This window comes from Streptomyces sp. NRRL B-24572 (assembly GCF_002156145.1).
Classification (GTDB): domain Bacteria; phylum Actinomycetota; class Actinomycetes; order Streptomycetales; family Streptomycetaceae; genus Streptomyces; species Streptomyces vietnamensis.
In genome coordinates, this window is sequence record NZ_MWIG01001135.1 from 1 (window position 1) to 636 (window position 636).

Sequence of the window (636 nt, forward strand, 5' to 3'; positions counted from 1 at the left end):
GGTCCTCGGGCCGCTCGCCGGTATGCCCGCCTACGCCGACGACGCCCCCGGCCCCGCCGGCACCTCCTCGCCCGCCCCCGTCATCGACCCGAACGCACCCGGCCTGATGCTCCCCGACGGCGCCACCCTCGCCCCCGCCAAGGTCCTCGACATCAAGCAGATCGTCGAGGAGGAGGGCGGGCAGCAGCGCCGCCAGGACACCAACGTCGACGTGACGTTCGCGCTCCAAGCAGAGGTCCTGTTCCCGAAGAACAGCGCCAAGCTCTCGCCCGCCGCCAACGCCCGTATCGCCGCCATCGCCGCCGAGATCAACAAGATGGGGTCCGGGCGGGTCCGGGTCTTCGGGTTCACCGACAACCTCGGGACGTACGAGCACGGGCTCAAGCTGTCCAAGGAACGGGCCGTCGCCGTGCAGCAGGTGCTGGCCCGCGCCCTCGACCCGGGGACGACCTTCGACATCCGCGGCTATAGCGAGGACTACCCGATCGCCGACAACGGCACCGAGGAGGGCCGGAAGAAGAACCGGCGCGTCGAGATCTCCTTCCCCCGGACCGCGTCCAGCGCACCCAGCACGCCGTGAGTGCCCGGCTAGGGGTGTAGCTCCGCCATCCGCTCCCGGATGGCGGAGCTACACCC

The 636-nt window shown here is 71.1% G+C and carries 1 protein-coding gene; it reads left to right on the forward strand.

What is annotated here, in order from left to right:
* Nucleotides 1-580, forward strand: a 580-nt coding sequence (locus CCN56_RS40845) for an OmpA family protein (protein ID WP_107484326.1), incomplete at its 5' end; no start/stop codon positions are given.
* Between the last annotated feature and the right edge of the window lie 56 nt (nt 581-636).